Annotated in this window: 21 protein-coding genes; 6 read left to right on the top strand and 15 right to left on the bottom strand. The window is 64.7% G+C overall.

Features of this window, described 5'->3' with window-relative positions:
• The first annotated feature begins 9 nt into the window (after nt 1-9).
• The gene (locus XH85_RS18320) at nt 10-750 is read left to right on the top strand and encodes a metallophosphoesterase family protein (RefSeq protein WP_128932926.1); all 741 of its coding nucleotides are present in this window, start codon (nt 10-12) and stop codon (nt 748-750) included.
• A gap of 5 nt (nt 751-755) precedes the next feature.
• Complete coding sequence (locus XH85_RS18325; RefSeq protein ID WP_128932927.1) at nt 756-2,195, top strand: serine/threonine protein kinase; 1,440 nt, start codon at nt 756-758, stop codon at nt 2,193-2,195.
• 22 nt (nt 2,196-2,217) lie between these two features.
• Here the strand turns inward: XH85_RS18325 and XH85_RS18330 are convergent, their stop codons facing one another.
• From XH85_RS18330 to rpe, 4 genes are all read right to left on the bottom strand, one after another.
• On the bottom strand, nt 2,218-2,409 hold the full coding sequence (locus XH85_RS18330) for a hypothetical protein (RefSeq protein WP_128932928.1): 192 nt from the start codon (nt 2,407-2,409) through the stop codon (nt 2,218-2,220).
• 25 nt (nt 2,410-2,434) lie between these two features.
• Nucleotides 2,435-2,614 (bottom strand): hypothetical protein, encoded by a 180-nt coding sequence (locus tag XH85_RS18335; RefSeq protein ID WP_128932929.1) that lies wholly within the window; start codon nt 2,612-2,614, stop codon nt 2,435-2,437.
• Between the two features lie 5 nt (nt 2,615-2,619).
• On the bottom strand, nt 2,620-2,763 hold the full coding sequence (locus tag XH85_RS45160) for a hypothetical protein (protein ID WP_164940187.1): 144 nt from the start codon (nt 2,761-2,763) through the stop codon (nt 2,620-2,622).
• Nucleotides 2,764-2,915: 152 nt separating this feature from the next.
• On the bottom strand, nt 2,916-3,617 hold the full coding sequence (gene rpe, locus XH85_RS18340) for a ribulose-phosphate 3-epimerase (protein WP_128932930.1): 702 nt from the start codon (nt 3,615-3,617) through the stop codon (nt 2,916-2,918).
• A 282-nt stretch (nt 3,618-3,899) separates the two neighbouring features.
• On the opposite strand from rpe, the gene XH85_RS18345 reads away from it, so the two are divergent.
• Nucleotides 3,900-4,709 (top strand): EF-hand domain-containing protein, encoded by an 810-nt coding sequence (locus XH85_RS18345; protein ID WP_128932931.1) that lies wholly within the window; start codon nt 3,900-3,902, stop codon nt 4,707-4,709.
• Here the strand turns inward: XH85_RS18345 and XH85_RS18350 are convergent, their stop codons facing one another.
• The 3 genes from XH85_RS18350 to XH85_RS18360 form a co-directional block, all read right to left on the bottom strand.
• Nucleotides 4,710-4,934 (bottom strand): KTSC domain-containing protein, encoded by a 225-nt coding sequence (locus XH85_RS18350; protein WP_128932932.1) that lies wholly within the window; start codon nt 4,932-4,934, stop codon nt 4,710-4,712.
• Nucleotides 4,935-5,195: 261 nt separating this feature from the next.
• Nucleotides 5,196-6,197, bottom strand: a complete 1,002-nt coding sequence (locus XH85_RS18355; protein WP_128932933.1) for a P1 family peptidase — start codon at nt 6,195-6,197, stop codon at nt 5,196-5,198.
• A gap of 58 nt (nt 6,198-6,255) precedes the next feature.
• Nucleotides 6,256-9,093 carry a PAS domain S-box protein gene (locus XH85_RS18360; RefSeq protein WP_128932934.1) on the bottom strand — a complete coding sequence of 946 codons (2,838 nt, stop codon included), beginning with the start codon at nt 9,091-9,093 and terminating at the stop codon, nt 6,256-6,258.
• 235 nt (nt 9,094-9,328) lie between these two features.
• On the opposite strand from XH85_RS18360, the gene XH85_RS18365 reads away from it, so the two are divergent.
• The gene (locus XH85_RS18365) at nt 9,329-9,712 is read left to right on the top strand and encodes a response regulator (protein WP_128932935.1); all 384 of its coding nucleotides are present in this window, start codon (nt 9,329-9,331) and stop codon (nt 9,710-9,712) included.
• 76 nt (nt 9,713-9,788) lie between these two features.
• Here the strand turns inward: XH85_RS18365 and XH85_RS18370 are convergent, their stop codons facing one another.
• The 5 genes from XH85_RS18370 to XH85_RS18390 all read right to left on the bottom strand — a co-directional run bounded on the left by XH85_RS18370 (nt 9,789) and on the right by XH85_RS18390 (nt 14,892).
• On the bottom strand, nt 9,789-10,907 hold the full coding sequence (locus tag XH85_RS18370; RefSeq protein ID WP_128932936.1) for a branched-chain amino acid ABC transporter substrate-binding protein: 1,119 nt from the start codon (nt 10,905-10,907) through the stop codon (nt 9,789-9,791).
• A gap of 171 nt (nt 10,908-11,078) precedes the next feature.
• A complete protein-coding gene (locus XH85_RS18375; protein WP_091888961.1) occupies nt 11,079-11,822 on the bottom strand; it encodes an ABC transporter ATP-binding protein in 744 nt (247 codons plus the stop codon).
• Nucleotides 11,819-12,652, bottom strand: a complete 834-nt coding sequence (locus XH85_RS18380; protein ID WP_128932937.1) for an ABC transporter ATP-binding protein — start codon at nt 12,650-12,652, stop codon at nt 11,819-11,821. The genes XH85_RS18375 and XH85_RS18380 overlap by 4 nt, the downstream gene beginning before the upstream one ends.
• Nucleotides 12,649-13,950 (bottom strand): high-affinity branched-chain amino acid ABC transporter permease LivM, encoded by a 1,302-nt coding sequence (livM, locus tag XH85_RS18385; protein ID WP_128932938.1) that lies wholly within the window; start codon nt 13,948-13,950, stop codon nt 12,649-12,651. The genes XH85_RS18380 and livM overlap by 4 nt, the downstream gene beginning before the upstream one ends.
• A gap of 24 nt (nt 13,951-13,974) precedes the next feature.
• Nucleotides 13,975-14,892, bottom strand: a complete 918-nt coding sequence (locus XH85_RS18390; protein ID WP_128932939.1) for an ABC transporter permease subunit — start codon at nt 14,890-14,892, stop codon at nt 13,975-13,977.
• Between the two features lie 269 nt (nt 14,893-15,161).
• Here XH85_RS18390 and XH85_RS45165 point away from each other — a divergent pair, with 269 nt between their 5' ends.
• Both XH85_RS45165 and XH85_RS18400 read left to right on the top strand, forming a co-directional pair.
• Entirely contained in the window at nt 15,162-15,323 is a 162-nt protein-coding gene (locus XH85_RS45165) for a hypothetical protein (RefSeq protein ID WP_164940188.1), read from the top strand.
• Between the two features lie 188 nt (nt 15,324-15,511).
• Nucleotides 15,512-16,036: a hypothetical protein gene (locus XH85_RS18400; protein WP_128932940.1), complete on the top strand. Its 525-nt coding sequence runs from the start codon at nt 15,512-15,514 to the stop codon at nt 16,034-16,036.
• Here the strand turns inward: XH85_RS18400 and XH85_RS18405 are convergent.
• The 3 genes from XH85_RS18405 to XH85_RS18415 all read right to left on the bottom strand — a co-directional run bounded on the left by XH85_RS18405 (nt 15,998) and on the right by XH85_RS18415 (nt 18,677).
• The gene (locus XH85_RS18405; protein WP_091888951.1) at nt 15,998-16,390 is read right to left on the bottom strand and encodes a carboxymuconolactone decarboxylase family protein; all 393 of its coding nucleotides are present in this window, start codon (nt 16,388-16,390) and stop codon (nt 15,998-16,000) included. The genes XH85_RS18400 and XH85_RS18405 overlap by 39 nt on opposite strands.
• Before the next feature lie 111 nt (nt 16,391-16,501).
• Complete coding sequence (pcaD, locus tag XH85_RS18410; protein ID WP_128932941.1) at nt 16,502-17,284, bottom strand: 3-oxoadipate enol-lactonase; 783 nt, start codon at nt 17,282-17,284, stop codon at nt 16,502-16,504.
• A gap of 37 nt (nt 17,285-17,321) precedes the next feature.
• Nucleotides 17,322-18,677 (bottom strand): 3-carboxy-cis,cis-muconate cycloisomerase, encoded by a 1,356-nt coding sequence (locus XH85_RS18415; RefSeq protein WP_128932942.1) that lies wholly within the window; start codon nt 18,675-18,677, stop codon nt 17,322-17,324.
• Between the last annotated feature and the right edge of the window lie 122 nt (nt 18,678-18,799).

The raw sequence follows: 18,799 nt of genomic DNA on the forward strand, positions 1-18,799 counted from the left end.
GGAGGGTACGTGCTCCTAGCTGTCTTCTCGGATATCCACGGCAACCGGCAGGCGTTCGAGGCGTGCCTGAAGATCGCCCGTGCGAAGGGCGCGGAGCGCTTCGTCCTGCTCGGTGATTTCGTCGGCTATGGCGCCGATCCGGAATGGGTCGTGGACACAGCGATGGAGCTCGTCGCCGGCGGCGCCATTGCCGTGCGCGGCAATCACGACCAGGCGGTCAATTCCTCGGCCGAGACCATGAATGTCGAGGCGCAGGTCGCGATCGAATGGACCCGCGGCCGGCTCGATAGCGCGCAGCGGCGGTTCCTGGCCGAATTGCCGATGCTGGTGGAGGACGACGGCCGTCTGTTCGTGCATTCGGAAGCCTCCAGCCCGCAGCGCTGGCACTATGTCCGATCAACGGCCGATGCCGCCAAGAGCCTGATATCGACGCCCGCCCACGTCACCTTCTGCGGCCACATCCACAGGCCGGCGCTCTATTCGATGTCGGTGACGGCGAAGATGACGAGCTTTGTGCCGAAGACCGACGTGTCCGTGCAGCTCTTGCGCGGGCGGCAATGGCTTGCCGTGCTCGGTTCGGTCGGCCAGCCCCGCGACGGCGATCCATCCGCGGCCTTCGTGCTGTTCGACACGGTTTCGTGCCAGATCACCTATTGCCGCGCGCCCTACGATATCGAGACGGCCGCAAACCGGATCCGCGAGAACGGCCTGCCGCATTGGCTGGCCGACCGCCTCTCGCAGGGGCGCTGACGGCGATGCCGAAACCGCTGGTCAAATCAGGCGCTGTGATCGACGGCTTCACCATCGGCGAGTGCGTGCATGCTGGCGGAATGGCGACGCTGTGGACCGTCACCCATCCCGGCATCGATGTGCCCATGCTGATGAAGATCCCGCGGGTGTCGGAGGGCGAGGATCCCGCCGCGATCGTCTCTTTCGAGATGGAGATGATGATCCTGCCGCGGCTCGCAGGGCCGCACGTGCCGGCCTGTTTCGGCACCGGGGATTTCGCGCACCAGGCCTATGTCGTGATCGAGCGCATCGTCGGCACGACGCTCTACAAGCGGCTGCCGGACCTGCCGCTGCCCTATGACGAGGCGCGGCAACTCGTGGCGAAGATTGCGACCGCGCTCGCCGACCTGCACCGGCAGAACGTGATCCATCACGACATCAAGCCAAGCAGCATCATGTTCCGCGAGAGCGGCGAGGCCGTGCTGATCGATTACGGCCTGTCGCACCACAACCATCTGCCTGATTTGTTGCAGGAAGAATTTCGCCTGCCTTACGGGACCGCGCCTTACATGGCCCCCGAGCGGCTGCTTGGTGTTCGTGACGATCCGCGCAGTGACCTGTTCTCGCTCGGCGTGCTGCTCTATTTCTTCACTACGGGCGAGCGTCCGTTCGGCGAGGGTGAGACGTTGCGCGCGATGCGGCGCCGGCTGTGGCGCGATCCCTATCCGCCGCGCGCATTGCGCGCTGACTATCCGCCCTGGCTCCAGGAGGTGGTGCTGCGCTGCCTCGAGATCGAGCCGGTGTGGCGCTATCCAACGGCATCACAGCTCGCCTTCGACCTCACCCATCCGGATCAGGTCAAGCTCACCGCGCGCGCGGAACGGCTGAAGCGTGATTCCCTGGGCATCGCGTGGCGGCGCCGCTTCAATCAGGGCGTCATGCAGCCACGGGCGAAGTCGGATGTCGCGGCGCAGATCGCGTCGAGCCCAATTCTTGCGGTGGCGCTCGACACGGTGGAGGGCGCACCGGAGCTGAACGAAGCGCTCCGCGTGACGACCGCGCGCATCCTCGCCACACTGCCCTCGGCGCGGCTTGCCTGCCTCAACGTGCTCAAGCTCAACCGCATCGCGATCGACCGGACGCTCGACGAGCAGGGCTCCAACAAGCATATCGACCGCCTGGTCGCGCTCCGGCATTGGGCGACGCCCCTCAAGCTGGATGAGAGCCGGCTGTCGGTTCATGTGCTGGAAGCCGTCGATCCCGCCGCTGCGATCCTGGAGTTCGCCGCGGTCAATCATCTCGACCACGTCATCATCGGGGCACGGCAGAGCTCGTTCCGCCGTACGCTGCTCGGCAGCGTCTCGGCCAAGGTGGCCTCGGAAGCAGCCTGCACCGTCACCGTGGTGCGGCCGCCGCGAATGGCGGGGGATGCAGCCGAAGCGGATGCCGGCGAGGCGGCCGGATAGGGCTGCGCCTCCGAACGGCGGATCAGGCCGCGTGGACGGTGTGAGCAGCGCGCTTACGGCGGATGGGCCAGGAGAATTGCGGGCCGGGCTCGCCGTGATCCGCACTGCCGCCAAAATACTGGATGATCTCGCGGCAGGGCTCGCAGTTGAACAGGTTGCGCGACGCGGACGCCTTCGTCATTTCCTTCAGGCAGTTCGGGCAGTGCGGCTTCATGGTGGGCGGTCCGGAAAAGGAAATCTCAGTGTCGGCGCTGCGAGGAGAACGAATGGTCGAGGTCCGAATTGTCAGGCCAGGCATCGTTGTCCAGCGTGCCGTCGGCGCGTTCGAGGCGGCCGAACAAGTCATCGAGGCTCAGATGCGGGCGACGCGGGATCCGGCACCTGCGCTTCGGCTGGCGCTTCACGAGTGCGATCTGCATCGCGCTCAGTCCCGGTGACGATGAAGCGGGATGATGCGGGCCGAAGTTGGGGCCTTCACCGGTCGCGCCACGTAGAGGCTGCGAGCTGCAATCGCCGCATTGAATCCGAACCACAACGCTACGCCAGTCCAAACCAGGGTCGTCGTCATGATGTGCTCCCGTCAAAAGCAGGCAGGAGTCACTTGCGGTGATTTGCGCGAATCAGTGAAGTCCGGATGAGTACGGATCAAGATTGCAGTTTCTAGGCATTGCGCGCTGCAACACCGCTAAGATCCGCAGGTTTGCGGGCTCCCGATCCAGCTCAAATCGCTTCGCCGCGCGCCCCTAGCGCCGCGTTGCGGATGGCCGCGATGTTGGTCTTGTAGGCCTCCTGCGTGCCGCCCCTGAACACGGAGGTGCCAGCGACGAAGGCGTTGGCGCCCGCCGCCGCGAGCGCGCCGGCAACGTCAGGGCCGATACCGCCGTCGACCTCGATGTCGATCGGGCGTCCCGCAGTCATCGCGCGGATGTCACGGATCTTGCCGATCGCGGAGGGGATGAAGGTCTGGCCGCCGAAGCCGGGATTGACCGACATCACCAGCACGAGGTCGACCAGGTCGAGCACGTATTCGAGCGCGCTGATCGGCGTGCCCGGGTTGAGCGAGACGCCGGCCTTCTTGCCGAGCGCGCGGATGGCCTGGAGCGAACGGTGCAGATGTGGACCTGCCTCCGCATGGACGGTGATGTGGTCGCACCCGGCTTTCGCAAAGGCCTCGAGATAGGGGTCGCAGGGCGAGATCATCAGATGCGCGTCGAAGATCTTCTTCGTGTGCGGGCGCATCGCCTTGATGACATCAGGACCGTAGGAGATGTTGGGAACGAAGTGTCCATCCATCACGTCGAGATGGATCCAGTCGGCGCCGGCGGCATCCACCGCGCGCACCTCCTCGCCGAGCTTGGAGAAATCCGAGGCCAGGATCGAGGGTGCTATGGCCAGGGGGCGGGGGGCGAAGGCTTGGGTCATGGCGCGGTTTCCGGTGGCGGCCGAAACAAGAATGGCCTCGCCTAACATGGGCCTCCGCAGCGGGCAATGCAGGGGGAAGCTGCTTCCTGTGGGCGGAAATTTCTGCCGCGACCGGCACGAATTGCCGGTGTTCCCGGACCGTGCAAGGCGCAGCGAAGGCGGATTTCATTGAGCTTTTCACGCTGGCACGACGCTTGCTGACGTCTCTTTCTGGCGTCATCTCTTGCTGACGTCGTCTTCGGAACATTGGCCGCGGCATGCCGCATCGGTTGGAGTTGTGCAATGTTGTTCGCCCTCGGTGCCGTAGGCAGTGCGCTCGACGTGATCCAGTCGCTGACGAGCTCGAAATCGTCATCGGCAACGCAGAAGACGGGATCTTCCCAAGGCGCAACCAATCCATTCGCGATCGACAGCGGCAGCAGCAGCACGACCAGCGGCGCGACCTCGTCGATCAATTCGGGCAGGTATCCGCAGATATCGCCCGAAACGATGAATGCGTTGTTCGCGGCGCAAAGCCAGTCGACCGACGGCGCGAGCGGGGCGACCAGCTCGACCTCGTCGAGTTCGGCGTCCTCGACCTCGAAGGACCGGGAGGCGGCGCTGAAGGATCTGTTCTCGCAGATCGATGCGGATGGCGACGGCAAGATCACCAAGTCCGAGTTCGAGGATGCGCTGGGCGCCGGCGGCACCAATCTGGCGCAGGCCGACGACGTGTTCTCGAAGATGGATGCGAACTCGGATGACAGCATCAGCCTGGATGAGATGTCGAAGGCGCTGACGAGCGGCCATGGCCGCCATCACGCGCAAGGCGCCGGCGGATCGGGCGATGCGTCGGGCGGCGGATCGGAGTCTTCGTCGAAGGCAAGCAGGGGGTCGACCTCGACGACGACGACCAATGCCGACGGCTCGACCACCACCACCGTCACCTATGCCGACGGTTTCAAGATGTCGACGACTGTGCCTGGCGCGTCCAGCTCTTCAAGCGCGAATGGTGGCGGCAATTCGCCCTATGATTGGTTCGGGCAGATGATGCAGCGTCAGGCGCAGGCTGTGTCCGCGACCGCGTCCTCTTCGATGTCGATGAGCGTGTGATCAGGATCCGGCGCGTCCGGAGTATTCACGCGTGATCTCGTGACAGGCATAGCGGTCACGGATGTGCTGGTTGAAGAACGTTCCCTTTGAGCGCGCATCCTTGAACGCGGCAACGACCTCGGCCGGAACGTCCTCGTAGACATACAGGCGACCGCTGACGAAAGTCACCTTCAGCTCGCGCATATCGGGCGCATAGCGAAAGAAGCGGATCACGGAAGACGGCATGACGGTGCACCTTAGCCCGTCAGGCAAACGCGGCATCCGCCAATTCGTTGCTAAAGCATGACGAGATGAAGCTCGATAGCTGCAACAGGGAGGTGGGCTCCCTCTCCCGCTTGCGGGAGAGGGTTGGGGAGAGGGTGCTTCCGCAATGGGACAATCGCCTAGTGGAGAGAGCCCTCACCCGGCGCTTCGCGCCGACCTCTCCGCAAGCGGGAGAGGTGAGCGGCCCGCGGCAATCGATTCAACCTAATTTCCGTTTCGCTTCTAGCCAAACCGATCCCTCCAAGCCGGCTGGGCGCCCGCGAACGGCAAGGCCGACGCGCTGTAGACGCCACGCGCGATCGCGCGTGCGACCACGTTGGCAGCGATCGTGCCAAGCTCGGTGAGGCCGACCAGCGGCTCGATCGGCTTCGCGCACGTCGCGGCGGCGAACAGCACGTCGCCGTCGGTCGGCGCGTGCACCGGATAGATCGCGCGGGCAAAACCGGTATGCGCGATCATCGCCAGCCGCTTGGCCTGGGGTTTGGTCAGCACCGCATCAGTGACGATGGCGCCGATAGTGGTGTTTTCGCGCGCGCTCGCCGCGGGACCGCCCTTGATGCGCATGCGGAGCATGTCGTCGGTGAATCTGTCCGGCAGCCCGCGTCCGCCGAATTCGCCGTCCACCTCGAACGGCGCCGCCCAGAACCACGGTCCGTCGCCGACGGTGACGCTGCCCACCGCGTTGACGGCGACGATCGCCGCGACCTTGACGCCATCGGGCGTCACCGCCGAGGCCGAGCCGAGCCCGCCTTTGAACGTCGCGGTGGTGGCACCGAGGCCGGCGCCGACGCTGCCGAGCGCGAAGTCCGTGCCGGCGGCGGCTGCTGCTGCCGCGGCGTAGCCGAGGTCACGATAGGGCGAGAAGCGTCCCCAGGCCTTGTCGCCACCATTGAGGAGGTCGAACAGGATCGCGCCCGGCACGATCGGGATCAGCGCTTCGCGAACCCGGAAGCCGCGACCCTGCTCGGCGAGCCAGGCCTGCACGCCGCCGCCGGTATCGAGGCCAAAGGCGGAGCCGCCCGACAGCGCGATGGCGTCGACGCGCTCGACGGTGTTGGCAAGATCGAGCAATGCGTCCTCGCGCGTGCCGGGTCCGCCGCCGCGAACGTCTATGGCGGCGACCGCCGGAGAATCGAAGACAACCGCGGTCGCGCCCGAGCCGACTTTTGCGTCTTCGGCATGGCCGACGCGGACGCCGGCGATGTCGGTGAGGAGATTTTTCAAACTGGCCTCGTGAGCTGAGAGGAGTTCGCACCTGCGATAGCGCAGAGACGTCGCAGGCTCAACTGGCGAGGGCCGTCCTGAGCATCTTGGCGAGCTCGGACTTGCGGTAGGGCTTGGCCAGCAGCAGCACGCCGGAATCCAGCCGGCCGTGATGGACGATGGCGTTCTCGGTGTAGCCCGAGGTGAACAGCGTCTTCAGGTCGGGGCGGCGCTTGTGCGCTTCGTCAGCAAGCTGGCGGCCGTTCATGTTGCCGGGCATGATGATGTCGGTGAAGAGCAGGTCAATGGTCTTGTCGCTGTCGATGATGGTGAGGGCCTCGGCGCCGTTGGCGGCCTCGAGCGCGGTATAGCCGAGGCTCTTGACCTGCGTCACAACATATTGCCGCACCAGCGCGTCATCCTCGACGATCAGGATCTTCTCGTTGCCGCCGGCGATGGGCGCATTCTGGAGCGCTTCGAACTCGGTCTCCTGCACCCCGGTCGAGCGCGGCAGGTAGATCTTCACGCTCGTGCCGTGGCCTTCCTCGCTGTAGATCTTGATGTGGCCGCCAGACTGCTTGACGAAGCCGAACACCATGCTCAAGCCCAGGCCGGTGCCCTTGCCGACCTCCTTGGTGGTGAAGAAAGGATCGAACACACGGTCGATCAGGTCCGCCGGAATTCCGCTGCCGGTGTCGCTGACTGCAATCATCACGTAGCTGCCGGCGACCATGTCAGGGTTCATGCTGGCATAGCCATCGTCGAGGAAGATGTTGCGCGTCTCCAGCACCAAGGTGCCGCCGTCGGGCATGGCGTCGCGCGCGTTCAATGCCAGATTGAGGATCGCGGTGGAGAGCTGGCCCGGGTCGACCAGTGTCGGCCAGGCATCCTCGGTGAGCTGCGGCACGATCGTGATCTGCTCGCCGAGCGTGGGATGCAACAGCTTGGCGGCTTCGAGCACCAATGCGTTGACGTCGATCTCGCGCGGCTGCAGCGGCTGCTTGCGCGCGAAGGCAAGCAGGTGCTTGGTCAGCTGCGCGCCCCGCTCGGCGGCATCGTCGATCAACTTGGTGATGGCGGCAAGTTCGGGCCGGTCGGCGACGGCGTCGCTGAGAATGCCGATCGTGCCCGTGATGACGGTCAGCACGTTGTTGAAGTCGTGGGCGACGCCGCCGGTCAACTGGCCGATGGAGTCCATTTTCTGGACCTGCCGGAGCTGGGCTTCGGCGGCCTGCTTGTCGGTGAGGTCGCGGCCGATGAAGAAGTGGCGCTTCACCGGCTCCGACCAGGTGCCCATCCAGTTCAGCGTGACTTCGTGACCGTCGTAATGATAGTAGCGCGCCTCGAAACTGCGCTTGACCGCGCCGCGCCGGGCCGCGCGCATCTCGCTCCGCGTGTTCTCGAGATCGTCGGGATGGATGAACTCGGTCGCGCTGTGCCCGACCATGTCCTCAGGGCTGTAGCCGAGGATGTTCTTCACGCTCGGGCTGATCTGGACGAAATTGCCATAGCCGTCAGTGACCAGGATCAGGTCCTGCGATGTCTCGAAAATGCGCTGGCGTTCTTCGGTCTCGCGGCGCAGCTTTTCTCTCGCCTGCTTCTCTTCGGTAATGTCATGCGCGATCTTGGAGGCGCCGATGATCTCGCCATGATCTGTGCGCAAAGGGGAGACATTCAGGACAACGTCGAGCGGGCGTCCGTCTTTCCGGATGCGGATCGTCTCGTGCTGCGCGATCGACTCGTTGCTGGCGATCCGGTTGAGGATGCTCCTGACTTCGCCCTTGAGATCCGGCGGCACGATGATGTCGATCGGCTTGCCGATCGCCTCCGCAGCGGAATAGCCGAACAGATGTTCGGCGGCCTTGTTCCAGCCGGTGATGATGCCGTCGAGCGTTTTCGTGATGATGGCGTCGTTGGAGGACTCGACCACCGCGCCATACAGGGCGAGACGCTTGCCGTAATAGTCGCGTTCCGAAGCCGATTGCTGGCGCAACCTGCCGACGAGGCCCACCGTATGCGCCTGAAGGCGGACATTCTCGATGAGGAGCACCGCGAGCACGAAGGTCGCCGCGCCGAGCCCATAGAGCCGGCCGGCATAGAAGCCCAGATCGAAGCGTGCGACGTTGACGATCGCCGACAGCGCGATGTCGAACAGCCAGGCGCACATGACGACCATGAGCCAGACGTCGATCACCGAATGCGGCCTGCGGAACCAGAGCGAGACGAGCGCGGCAAAGCTCAGCGACCACACGAAGGACACGACACCGATCATTGTCGGCGTGTAGCGGCCGTCGCGCAGCAGGACCGGCAACAGATCGTGCTGCACGGTGACGATCCAAGTGAAGACCGCCATCGCGGCGATGATGCCGAGCACGCTGGCGCAGATCGCCCTCCTCGTCGCAGTCCGAACCCGCGGGCCTCCGTCCTTTTCCTTCAGCCAGGCATAGCCCAGCACGCATAGCGGGAAGACGCCGTGCCAGATCATGTAGAGCCAGACCGTGGTCTGCCGGCCCGCGCCGAAGAGCCCGGTCGGTGTGAACAGGCCGGGGAAGGTGAGGGCATGGACCAACGCCGCTGCGGCGGTGAAGAGATAACCGGTCGCGAGCCACAGCAACGCACGGGTCCGCAAGACTGCAAATTGCGACAGCAGCAGCACTGCCGTGACGATGTCGCTCACCGCGAGCGCCGATTGATAACTCGCCACGAAGGCGGGGACGGGCAGGAGCGGGGTACCCGCGAAGGGCACGGCCGCCGCGAACAAGATCGAGGACACGCCGACAATCGTCAATGCCGCGCTGCGGTCGGTCGAGGTGGCCGGCAGGGTCGAAAGAAATGTGCTTCGGTCGATCGGTGTAGGCACGTCCACCTCTCGCGGGTCGGTCTTGAGCAGGTCAGCTTTGAGCAGGGTTTTGAGCATCTCCGCTTCGTCTCATTCGGCCGTCAGCCTCGTTCATGGTAGCGAGTTCTGGCGCGCATCGTGAACGGAACCGGTGACGACTCAACCGAAGGTTACAGATTACTTAATTTCGGCGGGAACGCGGTATAGGACGGGTAAGATGCGCTTTTACTGGGTGGTGTCATAATGCCCCTCCGTCCCGGCGGGTTCCAGGTTTGAATCAGCGATTTTGATCTCAATATCGGAAGTTGTCCCCATGCCTCGCGTTCTGATCATCGACGACCAGAAGGACGTCCGCGCGATGGTCGCGATCGTGCTTCGGGTCAATCGTTTCGAGGTCGTAGAGGCTGAAAGCGGTGCGGCCGGGCTGAAAGCCTTCGCGGAAAGCTCGTTTGACGCGGCGATCGTCGACATCTTCCTCGGTGATACCAGCGGCGTCGACGTTATCGCGACCCTGCGTGAGCGCGCGCCTGCGCTGCCCGTCGTTGCGGTGTCCGGGATGACGACCCTCGATTTCATGGAATCGCCTCACCTCGCCGACGTGGTCTGCCTGCAAAAGCCGTTTCGGCCGAATGATCTCCTGCAAGCCCCGCGAAAGGCCCAGGCCGCGGCCGGCGGCGAGCTGCCGGCAGCCGTCTGACCTCACGCAAGAAGAAACGCCCCGGGGCAAGCCGGGGCGTGGTGGTGATTGGTCGGTCTGAGGCCACGCCAGCGGGCTAGGTGCCGCTGCCGGCGATCTCGGAGTAGCCGCCCTTGGCATCCCATTTGTAGACGACGTAGTCGATCTGCTTGATGTCGCCCTTGGCGTCATACTCGATCGGGCCGATCACGGTGTCCCACTTGCCGGCCTTCATCGCCGCCATGACCTTCTTGGGGTCGGTGGTGCCGGCCTTCTTGGCGGCCTGCGACCAGACCTGCATCGCCGCGTAGGTGTAGAGCGTGTAGCCCTCGGGATCGATGCCCTTGGCCTTGAAGGCCTCGACGATCTTCTTCGCCGTCGGCTTGTTGCGCGGATCGGGGCCGAAGGTGAACAGGGTGCCTTCGCCGGCCGGACCGGTGATGGAGGCGTACTCCTTGTCGGCGAGCGCGTCGCCGGCCATCAGCACGGTCTTGAGGCCCTGATCGCGCATCTGACGCAGGATCAGGCCGCTCTCCTGATGATAGCCGCCGACATAGACGAGGTCGATGTTGTCACGCTTCAGGCGCGAGACGATCGCGTTGAAGTCCTTGTCGCCCTTGTTGTAGGACTCGTACATCTTCTCGGTGATGCCGGCCTTGTTGAGCGCTTTCTTGGTCTCATCGGCAAGACCCTTGCCGTACGTGGTCTTGTCGTTGAGGATCGCGATGTTCTTGCCCTTGAAGTTCTTGGCGATGTACTGCGCCGCGATCAGGCCCTGCTGATCGTCGCGGCCGCAGACGCGCGCCACGTTCCAGAGCTTGCGCTCGGTGAACAGCGGGTTAGTCGAGGCGGGCGTGATCTGGAGCACGTTGCCGTCGGCATAGGCTTCAGAGGCGGGGATCGACGACGACGAGCAATAGTGCCCGGCCACGAACGGGATTTTCGCGCCGGCGATCTTCTCAGCGATCGAGCGCGCCTGCTTCGGATCGCAAGCGTCGTCCTCGACGGATAGCGCCAGCTTCTTGCCGTTGACGCCGCCGGCGGCGTTGATGTCGGTCACGGCCATCTCGGCGCCGTTCTTCATCTGGCGGCCGAAGGCGGACTCGCCGCCGGTCATCGGGCCAGCGACTGCGACGCTGACATCCTGCGCGAATGCCGCGCTCGACAGCGCGAGCGATGCGCCGAATGCCAGACCGATGAGCTTCAGTGATTTCATGAGATACCTCGCGGGTGGTCGCCTGTGGGAGTTGCCGGGATTGCCCGGTCCAAACCGGTCCCATTCTCGAATGAAATTGCCGAGAAGTCACCGGCAAAATACGGGCGTGGGCGGAGATATCTCGCCACATTGGGCCGCACGTGGTTCGCCCATAGTCGCCCTTGGGGGGCGTCAGCCGTGCCGGCCGCCTTCCAGATAGGCGGCGCGAATCTCGGGGCGCTGCAACAACTCGGCGCCGGTCCCCGCCAGCGTGATCAGACCATTGACCATGACATAGCCGCGATGGGCAAGCTTGAGGGCATGGTTGGCGTTCTGCTCGACGATCAGGACGGTCAGGCCGTCCTGCCGGTTCAGGGTGCGGATCGCATCGAAAATCTGGCGGGCGATCAGCGGTGCCAGCCCGAGCGAGGGCTCGTCCAGCAGGAGCAGGCGGGGACGGCTCATCAGGGCGCGGCCAATTGCCAGCATCTGCTGCTCGCCGCCGGACAGGGTTCCACCGCGCTGGGCAAAGCGTTCCTTCAGCCGCGGAAACAGCGTGAACACGCGCTGGAGCGTCGCCTCGCGCTCCGCATCGGTGCATCCGGTGGCATCCGCCCCCATCTGGAGGTTTTCCGCAACGCTCATGCGCGGGAAGATGCGGCGGCCTTCTGGCGATTGCGCGATGCGCAAATGCGCAATCTCGTGGGTGGGAACGTCGGTGATGTCGCGACCTTCGTACAGGATCTGGCCGGCGCGGGCGCGCGGCTTGCCGAAGATCGTCATCATCAGCGTCGACTTGCCGGCGCCATTGGCGCCGATCAGGGCAACGATCTCGCCGGCATTGATCTCGACATCGACGCCCTTCAGCGCCTCGATCTTGCCGTAGGCGGCACGAAGACCGTGGATCGCGAGCAGGGGAGTGGGGGCCGACGTCACGTCCCGCTCTCCATCACGGCCACGGCCTCGTCCTCGTCGGCGCCGAGATAGGCGGCGATCACCTTGGGGTCGTCACGGACTTCGCGCGGGGATCCTTCCGCGATCTTGACGCCATGGTCCATCACCACGATGTGGTCGGAGATCTGCATCACGACCGACATGTCGTGCTCGATCAGCAGGATCGAGGTGCCGAGCTCGTCGCGGATCGAGAGCAGGAGTTCGCCCAAGGCGGCGCTCTCGCGCGCGTTGAGGCCGGCCGCGGGTTCGTCCAGGCACAACAGCGCGGGCTCGGTGCACATGGCGCGCGCGATCTCGAGCCGGCGCTGATCGCCATAGGCGAAATTGCCGGCAGCGTCGTCGGCGCGGTCGAGCAGATTGACCCGCCTGAGCCAGTCGGTGGCGAGATCGATCGCGCGCTTTTCGGCGTCGCGGTAGGCGGGGACGCCGAGGAGACCGAGGAGGGTGAAGCCGGAGGCGCGCATCAATGGGTTGTGCTGCGCCACCATCAGGTTCTCCAGCGCGGTCATGCCGGGAAACAGGCGGATGTTCTGGAAGGTGCGCGCGACCTTGGCCTGCTTGGCGATGCGGAAATCGTTCAGCCGCTCCAGCGCGATGACCTTGCCGTCGTCATGCTTCAGGCGAATGGTGCCGCCGCTCGGCTTGTAGAAGCCGGTGATGCAGTTGAAGACGGTGGTCTTGCCGGCGCCGTTCGGTCCGATCAGTGCGGTGATCTTCTTCCGCTCAGCCGAGAGCGACAGGTCCTGCACGGCGACGATGCCGCCAAAGCGCATGGTGAGCCGGTCGACGCTGAGAATCTTGTCGCCGCTCATCCGTGCCCTTCCTTGACGAGGTCGGAGGAGATCGCCTGCGCTTTGGTCAGATACACGGTGGGGGAGCGGTGGCCGATCAGGCCGCGCGGCCGCCAGATCATGATCAGCACCATCGCCATGCCGAACACCAGCATGCGATAGGTTTCGAGGCCGCGGAACAGCTCGAAGCCGCCAATCATGGCGAGCGCTGCAAGCGCGACGCCGAGCTGCGAACCCATGCCGCCGAGCACGACGATGGCGAGCACCAGCGCCGATTCCTGGAAGGTGAAGGATTCCGGGCTGATGAAGCCCTGGCGCGTGGCGAAGAACGCGCCGGCGAAGCCGCCGAACATGGCGCCCGTCGCAAACGCCGTGAGCTTGGTGGTCGTGGTGTTGATGCCGAGCGCGCGGCAGGCGACCTCGTCCTCGCGCAAGGCCTCCCAGGCTCGTCCGATCGGCAGGCGGCGCAGGCGGATCGTCACCCAGTTGGTCAGGAGCGCAAGCGCCAGGATCAGGTAGAACAGGAAGATGATGCGGTGGGTCGCCGAATACTCGATGCCGAGCCTGGCGGCGAGCCCCTCATCGCTGTTGTCGAGCGGGATGCCGAAGAAGGTGGGACGCGGAATGCCGCTGACGCCGTTGGGACCGCCGGTGAGCTGCTGCCAGTTGATGATGACGAGGCGGATGATCTCGCCGAAGGCGAGCGTCACGATGGCGAGATAGTCGCCGCGCAGACGCAGCACGGGGAAGCCGAGCAGCACGCCCCAGAATGCGGCGAGGATGCCGGCGAGCGGCAGGCAGATCCAGAACGACCAGCCGAAATTGGTGGCGAGCAGCCCGTAGGAATAGGCCCCGACGGCATAGAAGGCGACGTAGCCGAGATCGAGCAGGCCGGCGAGGCCGACCACGACGTTCAACCCCCAGCCCAGCATGACATAGGTGAGCACGAGGATCGCGAGGTCGAGGATGTAGCGCTGGTCATAGAAGAAGACAGGTACCAGCAGCGTGAAGATCAGGAGCGCCGGCGCGAGAAAGCGGCCGATGAAGGACACACCGCTCTGCACCGCAGGCGGCACCAGCTTCTCGCCGCCATTGGGACCGATCCATTGCCGCACCAGCTCGATCAAGATCGAGCCGCCGAACACGATGGCGACGAGGGAGGCGAGCTCACCGAAGCGCGTCCAGTAGGTGAGCTGGCCGGAAGAGCCCGCCTCGGTGCGGATACCGACCATCAGCGAGAACAGCACCAGCGCGACCAGCGCGTTGATGACGGCTGTCTTCAGGAGGGAGAGGATGCCCGTTGCGGATCTGGCCGTCATGGTCGAGGGAGCTGTCACGCGGCGTCAGACTTTTTCGACTTCGGGACGGCCGAGCAGGCCGGTCGGCATGAAGATCAGCACGACAATCAGGATCGAGAACGCCGCGACATCCTTGTACTCGACCGAGAAATAGGCCGACCAGAACGTTTCGATCAGACCGATCGCAAGCCCGCCGAGCATGGCGCCGGGCAGCGAGCCGATGCCGCCGAGCACGGCTGCGGTGAAGGCCTTGATCCCGGCGACGAAGCCCATGAAGAAATCGACCAGGCCATAATAGAGCAGGTACATCAGGCCCGCGACCGCGGCGAGCGCGGCGCCGATCACGAAGGTCATGGAGATGGTGCGGTCGACGTTGACGCCGAGCAGCGCCGCCATGGTCTGGTCCTGTTCGCAGGCGCGCATGTCGCGCCCGAGCCGGGTGCGCGAGACCAGCCAGGTGAAGATCGCCAGCAGCACGATGGTGGTAATGACCACCATGATCTGGATGTTGGAAAGCTGGATCACGAAGCCGTCCGGGCTCTCATGCAGCGTGTAGCCGCCGGTGATGAAGGGCGGGATCGGCTTGACGCGGGCACCTTGCGTAACTTGCGAGTAGTTGGTCAGCACGAACGACATGCCAATCGCCGACAGCATCGGAGCGAGGCGGAAGGAATGGCGCAGCGGCCGGTAAGCGATACGCTCGATGGTCCAGCCATAGAGCGCGGTGATCGCCATCGAAACCAAGAGAACCACGAGCAGGATCACCGGGATTGCGGTGAGGCCGAACGAGATCAGGATCAGGAAGGTGATCAGCGCAATGAAGCCGCCGATCATGAAGATGTCACCATGGGCGAAGTTGATCATGCCGACGATGCCGTAGACCATCGTGTAGCCGATCGCGATCAGGCCGTAGATCGAGCCCAGGACGAGACCGTTGATGAGCTGCTGGGCGAAATAATCCATGCGCTGCCGTTTACCAAACCTGACGCGGCTCAAAGGGAGAGAGAGTTCTCAAGTTTCTTCTCGGGCCCCGGCAGCCCTTGAGCGTTCTTCCGGTTTTTGTAACAGGAGGGAACTGGCGGCTGCAACTGGCCAGATCCCGACATCAAGGCTTGTACAGAGGTCATTTTCACCTTCGGTTCCCACGAACAGTGAGGAACCGGGTTCCTGGGCAACCAAAATGGAGGGCGGCCGTTGTCTCGCCTCTGTCGTCCAACAAGGGAGTTCCCCGAATGACGAAGCAACAGAACCAGAATCCGGGTCAGCAGAATCAGAACCCCGGCCAGCGCACCCCTCAGCAGCAGCAGGGCGGCGGGCAGAAACCCGGACAGCAACAGCAGGATCCGATGCGCCAGGGCGACCGGCCCGGTCAGCAACAGGGTCAGGACAAGTAATTTGGGAGCCCAGGCGTGAGAATAGGGGCCCTGCCGTAAGGCGGGGCCTTTTTATTGCGGCGCCCCGGTCCACCGGGCAGTTAAGGTAAACAAAGGGTTTAAATTGCCGTCACAGTCCGATGCGAGTTAGCTCCGGCAAAGCCGCTGCCTTCCGTTGAGGGCCTTCGGCAAACCAAGCGGGAAGCGGCATGTTCAGGAATTGGCGGATCGGCTCGGTCAACGGCGCGCTGCTGGCGGCCTATTTCATCTCGGCCTGGACCCTCGTCGCCTTCAGCATCATGGTGGCACCGGTGCACGGCCTCTATGAGCGGCCGAGCGTCGCGGTCGCGCTGTTCCTCAGCGACCATCTCGAGATGACGGGAATGAGCACGGTGCGGGCCGCCTGGCTGCTGGCCCTGGGCCGACTGACCGTCGTGGCGTTCTTCGTGATCTATCTCGCGCTGCTCTGGATCCCCCGCACGCGGAAGAATGGCGGCAGCGACGAGGCGCTCGGCATTGCCCTGGCGATCGGCAGCCTGATCTCGTTTGCCAGCATGGTGATGGCCTCGAAGGTCGGCGAGATGGCCGCGCTCCGGCTGCACGCCACCGAGCTCTTGCTCTTGCTCGGTGCCGCCATCGTAGTGGTGATCGAGAAGCCGGCGACGGCGCCAAAGACCGTCGAGACCGCCGCACCGCTAGGTCTTGAGCAGGCCGAGCTCCTGCACAATCGCTGAGGCTTCCTTCACGGCGTGGTTCGCCGCCGGGACGCCGCAATAGATCGCCTGCTGCAGCAGGATTTCCTTGATGTCGTCGGGCGTGAAGCCGCCCTCGGCAAGCGCGGCGCGCACATGCAGGCGGAATTCGTCCCATTGCCCGAGCGCGACCATGGTGCCGATCACCAGCACCCGCCGCGTGCGCTCGTCGAAATGCGGCCGCGTCCATATCTCGCCCCAGGCATAGCGGGTGATCAGGTCCTGGAAGTCGGTGTTGAACGCGTTGCGGCCCGCGATCGACTTGTCGACCCAGGCGTTGCCCAGCACCTTTCGGCGCACATTCATGCCGGCATCGCGGCGGTTCTGGTCGTCCATTGTGTTTCCTCCTTCGTCATTGCGAGCGTAGCGAAGCAATCCAGAAATGCGTCCGCGGAGACAGTCTGGATTGCTTCGTCGCTACGCTCCTCGCAATGACGCGTTGTGAGATCAGCGCTGTGTCAAGAACCCCACCACCGCGTCCGTAAACGCGTGCGGCTGTTCGACGTTGGAAATGTGGGCGGCGTCGATGATGGTCATGCTGGCGCCGGGAACGTTCGAGCGGATCAGTTCGGCTGCCGAGATCGGCGTCGCCATGTCGTGGCGGCCGGCGATCACCAGTGTCGGGCTCTTGATCTTGGGAAGCAGCGCGCGCTGGTCCAGCGTCGACAGCGCCTCGCAGCAGGCGAGATAGCCCTTGACGGGGGAGGCGAGCAGCATCGACTTCATTCTGGCGGTGATCTCCGGCTCGCGCTCGCGGAAGTCCTGGGTCAGCCAGCCCGCGATCACGGCATCCGCGACCGCCGCGATGCCGCCCTTCTTCACGGCGTCGATGCGCTCCAGCCATTTAGTCGGCTCGGCATAATAGCAGGAGGTGTTGGCGAGGACGATCTTGCCGAAGCGTTCCGGCGCGTTGGCGCCCAGCCATTGCCCGACCATGCCACCCATTGACAGGCCGCACCAATGCACCTTCTCGATGTTGAGATCGTCGAGGATCGCGAGCACGTCGCGGCCGAAGCGCTCCATCGTGTAGGGACCGGGCGGCACGTTCGATTTGCCGTGGCCGCGGCGGTCGTAGCGGATGACGCGGAACACCTGCGTCAGCGCCTTCATCTGCGGCTCCCACATTTGCAGCGTGCAGCCGAGCGAGTTGGAGAGCATCAAGGTCGGTCCGCCGTCGCGGCCCTCGACGGAGACGTTGAGCAGGCATCCGTCGGCATCGATCATGGGCATGCGGCGTCTCCGTCGTATTTGGTCGTAATTGCGGTTCTTATTCGCGGTCCAGGCTGTCGAGCAGCCGGTCGATCAGGGCTTGGGAAGCTCCTTGATAGGCCATCGGCTCGAACAATGCCGCAATTTTTTCCGGCGGCAGATGAGCAGTGACTAGCGAAACAGCCGACAGCACCTCGCGCAGATGCTTCTTCTCGGCGACCGCGCGCTTGCTGGCGGCTTCGACGAGATGATGCGCATCGCTCTTGCCGATCTTCTCTGCCAGCGCAAAGGTGACCGCTTCCGCCATGATCAGGCCATGCGTCGCATCGAGATTGCTGCGCATGCGCGCGGCGTCGACGTCGAGGCCTTCGGCGATGTCGACGATGGCGGCAAGCGCCCCCGAGGTGACCAGCATCAATTGCGGCAGCGTCGGCCACTCCGCATGCCAGGGGCCGGCACTGCGCTCATGATCCTGCACCTGCGCGGCCAAAATCGTCGCGGCGAGCTGCGGGGCCATGGTCGCAGCGCCGAGAGCGCTTGCGGCGGCAACCGGGTTGCGCTTGTGCGGCATGGTCGAGGAGCCGCCGCGGCCTTCACCGGCAGGCTCGAACGCTTCGGCGACATCGGTCTGCATCAGCAGCGAGACGTCGCGCGCGATCTTGCCGCAGCTGCCGGCGAGAATTGCAAAGCAGGAGGCGGCTTCCGCGATGCGGTCGCGATGGGTGTGCCAGGGCGCCTCAGGCAGCGGCAGGTTCAGCTCCTCCGCCAGCCGCTCGGCGACCGCGAGTCCCTTGTCGCCGAGGGCTGCGAGGGTGCCGGCGGCGCCGCCGAATTGTAGCGCGAGACCCTCGCGGGAGAGCCGCCTGAGGCGGCAGCGGGCGCGGGCAAGGCTTGCAGCGTATTCGGCGGCCTTCAACCCGAACGGCATCGGCAGCGCGTGCTGGAGCCAGGTCCGCGCTACCATCGCGGTGGCGCGATGGGCTCGCGCCAGCGCGGCAAAACCCTTGATGGCGCGGCTGAGGTCGGTGTCCAGCGCATCGATGCCAGCGCGCAGCGTGAGCATGGTTGCGGTATCGATGACGTCCTGGCTGGTCGCGCCCCAATGCACGTAACGCGCGGCTTCCGCATCGGCCTTGCCGACATTGGCGGTCAGCGCCTTGACCAGGGGAATCGCGAGATTGCCTGATCGCGTTGCCGCCTCGGCCAGGGCTGCCATATCAAAGGCATCAGCCTTGCAGGCAGATGCGATCGGCCCCAGCGCGGATGCGGGAATCACAGCTGTGGCGGCCTCGGCCCGTGCCAGGGCTGCCTCGAAATCGAGCATGTTCTGAAGGGTCGACCGGTCGTCGCAGACCGCGCGCATGGCTGCGCTCGACAGCATCGGCGCGAGCAGGGGGGAGAGGGAAGTGCTCATATTGTGCGGGACCTAACCACCATGGCCCGCCTGTGCCAATCCCAAACTATCGGCGCAAGCTTTTTGCAGTTGCGAATATGCATTGCACGGGACCGGAGGCCGCCCTTTCCTTTACGTCCTCC

The organism is Bradyrhizobium zhanjiangense (assembly GCF_004114935.1).
Taxonomy (GTDB): Bacteria; Pseudomonadota; Alphaproteobacteria; order Rhizobiales; family Xanthobacteraceae; genus Bradyrhizobium; species Bradyrhizobium zhanjiangense.